We start from the raw sequence: 7,129 nt of genomic DNA on the forward strand, positions 1-7,129 counted from the left end.
CTCTTCGAGAAAGATTCTTCTCATTGCGTCAAAAAAATCCTTGTTACCGATAACATTTCTGCTAATGTGACCGGTAACATAACAGTGCCAAAAAAGAGTTTGGCGGCTCGGGAGGAAACATGCCTCGTATTCATCTGGAAAATCTGGTGAAGCGATACGGCGACTTTGAAGTCCTGCACGGTATCAATCTGGAAATGCACGAGAACGAGTTCACCGTTCTCGTCGGACCATCAGGCTGTGGCAAGTCGACAACGTTGCGCATGATCGCGGGTCTGGAGACCGTTAGCTCCGGCGAAATCTTTATCAACGAAAAGCCGGTCAGTCATCTGGAGCCCAAAGCCCGCGACCTGGCAATGGTCTTCCAGGACTATGCGCTTTATCCGCACATGAATGTCGCCAAGAACATGTCGTTTGCACTGCGACTGCAAAGACGGCCCAAAGCCGAGATCGACGAGAAAGTCGGAGCTGTTGCGGACATGCTTGGCCTGACCAAATTTCTGCATAGAAAGCCGGGAGAACTTTCAGGCGGACAACGGCAGCGAGTTGCCATGGGCCGGGCCCTTACCCGCAATGCCGGCACGTTTCTTTTCGATGAACCGCTATCGAACCTGGACGCCAAGCTTCGCGGTCAGATGCGTGCCGAACTGGCACTCATGCGCCAAAAAGTGCGTAAGAACATGATCTATGTGACCCACGATCAGATTGAGGCCATGACATTGGCTGATCGGATCGTCGTCATGCATGGCGGGTACATCCAACAACAGGGAACACCGGAAGAACTCTTCAAACGACCGGTCAACAAATTCGTTGCCGGTTTTCTGGGGTCCCCTCCCATGAATTTTCTGGATGCGAACCTCGAGGAACGCGACGGCCGCCTTTTTGTGCACGGAGCGGGTTTCGACATCGCCTTGCCGGAAGACAAAATCGCTGCCGCCAAGGCGCACAACGATGGCGCCCTTACCTTGGGTATCCGGCCGTCGGACCTGCATTTCAACCCGGATGCACCGGATGAAAGCTCCATCGATCTCAAGGTGATCGTCTCTGAATACATCGGCGCGCAATCAGTGCTGCTGTGTGCATGCGGCGACCAGAATGTCGAAGTTGAACTGAAGTCGGAAACACCTATCGCACTGGGTGAAACACTGAGATTTGCGGTCAACACTGAAGGAATTCACATGTTCGACCGCGAGACAGAGGTTGCCATTCGGTGATCTGAGAATTTTGCAAGGGAGGAGTAATATGCTGAGTTATCTGAAAACAACCGTATGCGCTGCCGCCGGGCTGGCCATGGCCGCGACTTCGGTCATCGCAGACCCTTACGCGGATCATCGCGGTGAAACACTCGTCGTGAATTTTCCAGCTCACCCGCATTTTGATGCGGTGATGAAGGTGCTGCCGGAATTCACCAAGGAAACAGGCATCAATGTTGAAGTCGACCAGCTTCAATATCTGAAAATGCGCGAACGTCAGACGCTAGAGCTGACCAAGAACAAGGGCGACTATGACCTGATTGCCTATGTCGTCTTTTCCAAGGCTGACTATGTCTATGCCGATCAGCTGGAAAATCTTGCACGCTATTTCATGAACCCCAAGCTCGCCGATCCTAACTTCGACGCCGAAGATCTGATCGATGGATATGTCGCAAATATTGGCGTCGCGGGCGGCAAAAAGGGATACCTTCCTGGCCCGACCGGCTCCTTGTTCGGCCTGCCGTTCGGATCGGAAACGTCCATTCTCGGCTACCGGAAGGACATTTTCGAAAAGCACGACCTAAAGGTTCCCGAAACCTATGATGAGCTTCTTGAACTTGCCTGCCTCATTCCCGAACTTGAGCCGGGCATGGGCGGTCTGGCCTCGCGGGCGGCATCGGGTCACCATGCCAGCCACGCCTTCCTGCTTCACCTGGCACCACTTGGTGGCAGGATCTTCGATGACGAGTGGAACCCGATCGTCGACAACGAAGCCGGCGTCAAAGCCGCTGAAGCGTTGAAGAAAATCGTGAATTGTGGCGCCGAAGGATCCAAGACGTTCGGCTTTGCCGAGGCCGGAGCTTCGTTCCTGCAGGGCAATTCCGCGATGTTCCTCGACTCCACCGTCTTTGCGGGTCAGGTCAACAATCCCGACAAATCAAAGGTCGTTGGCAAGATTGGCTGGGCTCCGCATCCCGTTGGTGTCCGCGCCGGCTCTCAGACAGGTGGTTTCGGCATTGGCATTCCGAAAAACGCGCCGAACAAAGATGCGGCCTTCTTGCTGATGCAGTGGCTGACATCGAAAGAGGCCGACAAACTGATTGCGCTCGCAGGTGGCAATCCGTCCCGCTATTCGACGCACGCAGATCCTGAGGTGAACGAGAAGTTTCCGCATATGGAGACCTTCGGCGAAGCATTGAAGAATGCCGATCCGGACTGGCGTCCGATTATCCCCGTCTGGGGCAAAATCAACGCTGACCTTGGCACCACGCTTTCCAAGATCATCGTCGACGACTTCCCGATCCAGGAGTCTCTCGAAGGCGTCTCGGTACGGACGCGGGCCCTCATGGATGAGGCCGGCTACTACACCTGGACCCAGTAAAACGTGTCCCCCACGGCCCAGCCGTGGGGGTCTCCAATTCAATCGTGACATTGAAAGCGATCTGCAATGAGCGTTGCGATCAAGGCCAACAGGCTGACCCCCTATCTGTTTCTGGCGCCTGCCGGGATCATCCTCATCTTCGCGCTGCTCTATCCGATCGGCTACATGGTTTATGCCAGTTTTCTGGACTGGAGCCCCAGCCAACGGATCGGCCAGGCCGAATTCATCGGATTGCGCAACTACATCAATCTGATGAGCGACGAAGCCTTTCGTGAGAGTTTCTGGGTCACCATCCGATTTGCTGCAGTTGTCGTGACGTTGGAAATGGCGCTTGGCGTCGGTCTGGCGCTGCTTCTGGATCGCAACATCCCCGGAATGGCCGTATTGCGCACGGTCTTCATCCTGCCAATGATGATCGCGCCCATCGTTGTCGGTCTCATGTGGCGCTACATGTACCACCCGACCGTCGGGATCTTCAATCGCACGCTCAAGGACATGGGATTGGAAGGTATTCCATGGCTTTCTGACAGCACGTGGTCGTTCATTGCGGTCGTCATTGCCGATGTCTGGCAATGGACGCCCTTCATTTTCATTCTTGCTCTTGCCGCCATGCAATCCCTGCCCCGTTCCGCGCTGGAGGCTGCCGAGATCGACGGGGCGAGCGAGTGGCAAAAGATCATCCTCATCAAACTTCCCCTGATGATGCCGGTCCTGATCGTAACGCTGCTTCTGCGCCTCATCGATGCCTTCAAGGTCCTGGAAGTTATTCTGGTCCTGACAAATGGCGGGCCAGGTCTTTCAACTGAAATTCTTGCGCTGAGGATTTTCAGAACCGCCCAGGAGTTTCAGGAACTCGGCGAAGCCGCGGCCATGTCGAATGTCCTCCTGATGCTGCTTATGGCCATCACGATCGGAATGTTTGCTTACAACCGTGTGCAGGAAGCGCGCGCTGCCAGGCAACGGGCGATTGCCGAAAAGGGAGATGACTGATGGCGTCCCAAACACAGACCCGAAATCCTGCCTTTTATGCCCTGATTGCAGCGCTCGTCTTCATGAGCGCGGGCCCGATTGCGCTGATGCTGGCAACCTCGTTCAAGACCAATGTCGACGTTTACGACGCATCGGTTTCCGCGTTTTTCTTCACGCCCACGATCCAGAACTACGAAACCGTATTATGCAACGTGTTGTGGTATGAGCCGGCGCATGTGGACTATTGCGACCCGACCTTCGGACGCGCCCTCAAGAACTCCTTGATCGTCGGCCTGATCTCGACCGGACTGACGCTGGTGATCGGCTGCATGGCGGCTTATGCACTGGTGCGCTTCCGCTTCATGGGACGCGGCACGGTCTCCATGACCACCCTATTGATGCGCATGGTTCCGCCGGCGGTTCTGTTGGTCCCCGTTTTCGGGATCTGGACGTTCCAGTTCGGCCTGGACCAGACCTACACCGGCATCATCTTGATCTATACGGCCATGAACCTGCCCTTCGTGATCTGGATCCTGCAGAGTTTCATCGTACAGGTTCCGATCCAGCTTGAAGAGGCTGCCCGCATGGATGGGGCCAACCCTTTCCAGGTTTTTTTCCTGGTGGTGCTGCCGATCATTCAGCCCGGGCTTGCAGCCGCGGCGATCTTCACATTCCGGATTGCCTGGAACGAGTTTCTCCTGGCCAATGCCTTGTCCGGCAGATCGACCAGAACAGTGCCGGTCACGATCGTGAACTCGATCACCGAATATGACATCAATTGGGGAGTGATCATGGCAACCGGCATGTTGCTCGCAATCCCGCCGATCCTTTTTACCTTCGTTGCATCAAAGCAGATCATCACGGGAATGACGGCGGGGGCTGTCAAGGGATGATCTGGGACTGGCTGCTCTCCCCGGCGGACCCGGCCCGGGCCCATGATGTGGGAGTGGCCTTGTCCTGGCACGCCCGCACCATGGTGCTCGGCTGGGGAGTGCTGGCACCATCGGCGGTAATCGCCGCTCGATATTTCAAGGTGCTGCCGGGGCAGAAATGGCCGAAGGAACTGGACAACAAGACCTGGTGGCGCTGGCACTGGATATCGCAAAGCCTGGTTCTGGTGCTATCCGCCATTGGCCTCGGCCTGATCCTGATATCGGAACAGAATACCGGAGCTGCCATTCTGCACCGCACCTTCGGGTACAGCGTTCTGGTGCTGGGTCTCTTCCAGGCGCTTTCCGGACTCCTGCGCGGCAGCAAGGGCGGGCCGACAAGCCGCGCTGCGGACGGGTCACTGCGCGGTGACCACTATGACATGACGCTTCGCAGGCAACTCTTTGAAACCTATCACAAGCTCTTGGGTTATATCGCATTGATCCTGATGATCGGCGCTTTTGCCAGTGGCCTCTGGCAGGCAAATGCCCCCAAATGGATGTGGATTTTTCTGTCCCTTTGGTGGTTGGGCTTGCTCTTTGTGGCCTTTATCCTTGAAAAAAGAGGCTGGGCCTTCGACACCTATCAGGCGATCTGGGGCCCTGACCCGTCTCACCCGGGCAATCGGATGACAAGGCTCGAAGACAAGGTGCAAGCACCTCGTTCCAGCATCGGGCCCTACAGCAAGAAGCGAGATATGTAATGTTCGGCGTGCTTGAAGGAACCGGATTTGAGGTCATCGAACCTGAGTTCGCTGCCTGCTTTATCGGTCATGCAAGGGTTGAGCGGCTGTGGACCGGTGCCAGATGGTCCGAAGGCCCTGCCTGGTTTCCGGCAGGCCGCTATCTGGTCTGGTCCGATATTCCGAACAACCGGATGATGCGATGGGACGAAACCGATGGCTCTGTTTCCGTCTTTCGCGCGCCGTCCAACAACTCAAACGGCAATACAACGGATAGGCAAGGCCGCCTTGTCTCGTGTGAACACCTGACCCGGCGCGTAACGCGAACCGAACACGACGGGTCCATCAAAGTTCTTGCCGACGCGTGGTCCGGCAAAAGGTTGAACTCGCCCAATGATGTCGTTGTGAAATCCGACGGATCGGTATGGTTTACCGATCCGTCCTACGGCATCTTGATGGACTATGAAGGCGAACGCGCGGAGAGTGAAATCGGGGCCTGCCACGTCTACCGCGCAGACCCCGACACAGGCACCGTCGAGACGGTTTCCACCGACTTCGTCAAGCCGAATGGCCTGGCCTTTTCTCCAGATGAAAAGTCCCTGTTCATCGCCGACACGGGCGGCACCCACCAGGAAGACGGACCGGCGCATATCCGGAAGTTCGAGGTGGGCAGCAACGGCAAGACACTTCACGGCGGCGAGGTTTTCGCCCACTGCACCAACGGCTTTTTCGATGGCTTCCGCTTCGACAGAGACGGCCGCATCTGGACGTCCGCCGCCGACGGCGTCCACTGTCTCAATCCCCACGGTGACCTCATCGGCAAGATCCACATCCCAGAAATCGTCTCCAACGTCTGCTTCGGCGGCGACAAACTCAACCGCCTGTTCATCACCGGCACAAGTTCGCTTTATTCGGTGTATCTGAACGTGAACGGGGTTGGTGTGTGAGGGGGCTTGAAAAGCGTATACTTCACTCTTTGGTCTTGACCCGTGAAACTGGTCCGATTTGATTGCGAATTTTTGGGCACATTTCTAGTGAGAGAGGAGTGTCCCGATGCCGAAGAAACGGTTTTCAGATGAGCAGATCGCGTTTGCGTTGAGGCAAGTGGAATCTGGTACGACAATTGGCGAGATTTGTCGGAAGATGGGTATTGCCGAGGCAACGTTCTATCGATGGAAGAAGGTTTATGCCGGAATGGGGGTTTCCGAGATCCGGCGGCTTAAGCAGCTCGAAGACGAGAACTCGAAACTGAAACGCCTTGTGGCCGATCTGACGCTGGACAAGACCATGCTTCAGGATGCCTTGAGAAAAAAGTGCTGAAGCCTGTCCGCCGCCGAGAAGTTGTAAGTCACTATCTGGATGTCTTTGAAGTGTCTGAACGACGCGCTTGCGACGCCGTGCATTGCCCGACAGGCGAATGCGAAGCAATCTGCCGAGAGGGGGCTTTGGGCGGGCTTCCCATCGATATCGTTCCAGGCGAGACCCGGAAGTGGAATTGCGGATGCGCCTGAAGGACTTGGCGGAAAGCCGGGTTCGGTATGGCTATCGCCGTTTGCACATCCTTCTGAAGCGCGAAGGCTGGCATGTAAACCACAAGCGCCTTTATCGGCTGTATTGCGAAGAAGGCCTGTCGATCCGCACCAGAAGCCCCAAACGCCGTCGGGCATGCCGCTATCGAGCAGGTCGCGCCGCAGCAGATGGCATGAACGATGTTTGGGCAATGGATTTCATGTCCGACAAGCTTTTCGACGGTAAACCGTTTCGGATTCTGACCGTTGTTGACTGTTTTACGAGAGAGGCTCTCGCGACTGCTGCGAGGACCAAATTCCGAGCCTATCAGGTCATTGATGAACTGGATCGTCTTGCGTGTGTCCGAGGAAAGCCCCGGAGCATTCGTGTTGACAACGTCCTATATTCGGAATGATTAGCAGACTTGGCATCAGGTCATTGTCATGCTGAAGCTTTTCAGCATGTTTG

Annotated in this window: 6 protein-coding genes and 2 pseudogenes; all 8 read left to right on the plus strand. The window is 55.9% G+C overall.

The window, feature by feature from the left end; all coding sequences use genetic code 11:
• Positions 1-119: 119 nt before the first annotated feature.
• Positions 120-1,211 (plus strand): sn-glycerol-3-phosphate ABC transporter ATP-binding protein UgpC, encoded by a 1,092-nt coding sequence (ugpC, locus tag Q0835_RS09895; protein ID WP_298960735.1) that lies wholly within the window; start codon positions 120-122, stop codon positions 1,209-1,211.
• Between the two features lie 28 nt (positions 1,212-1,239).
• Positions 1,240-2,571, plus strand: a complete 1,332-nt coding sequence (locus Q0835_RS09900; RefSeq protein ID WP_298960737.1) for an extracellular solute-binding protein — start codon at positions 1,240-1,242, stop codon at positions 2,569-2,571.
• Between the two features lie 66 nt (positions 2,572-2,637).
• Positions 2,638-3,561 carry a sugar ABC transporter permease gene (locus Q0835_RS09905; RefSeq protein WP_298822759.1) on the plus strand — a complete coding sequence of 308 codons (924 nt, stop codon included), beginning with the start codon at positions 2,638-2,640 and terminating at the stop codon, positions 3,559-3,561.
• On the plus strand, positions 3,561-4,433 hold the full coding sequence (locus tag Q0835_RS09910) for a carbohydrate ABC transporter permease (protein WP_298822758.1): 873 nt from the start codon (positions 3,561-3,563) through the stop codon (positions 4,431-4,433). The genes Q0835_RS09905 and Q0835_RS09910 overlap by 1 nt, the downstream gene beginning before the upstream one ends.
• On the plus strand, positions 4,430-5,173 hold the full coding sequence (locus Q0835_RS09915; RefSeq protein ID WP_298960739.1) for a cytochrome b561 domain-containing protein: 744 nt from the start codon (positions 4,430-4,432) through the stop codon (positions 5,171-5,173). Before Q0835_RS09910 ends, Q0835_RS09915 begins: the two co-directional genes overlap by 4 nt.
• Complete coding sequence (locus Q0835_RS09920; protein ID WP_298960740.1) at positions 5,173-6,099, plus strand: SMP-30/gluconolactonase/LRE family protein; 927 nt, start codon at positions 5,173-5,175, stop codon at positions 6,097-6,099. Before Q0835_RS09915 ends, Q0835_RS09920 begins: the two co-directional genes overlap by 1 nt.
• A gap of 106 nt (positions 6,100-6,205) precedes the next feature.
• Positions 6,206-6,495: pseudogene (locus tag Q0835_RS09925) on the plus strand (transposase); the annotation flags it as partial.
• A 98-nt stretch (positions 6,496-6,593) separates the two neighbouring features.
• Positions 6,594-7,058 (plus strand): annotated as a pseudogene (locus Q0835_RS09930) (IS3 family transposase); the annotation flags it as partial.
• Positions 7,059-7,129 lie beyond the last annotated feature (71 nt).

Origin of the sequence: uncultured Roseibium sp., assembly GCF_947499295.1 — a bacterium.
Classification (GTDB): domain Bacteria; phylum Pseudomonadota; class Alphaproteobacteria; order Rhizobiales; family Stappiaceae; genus Roseibium.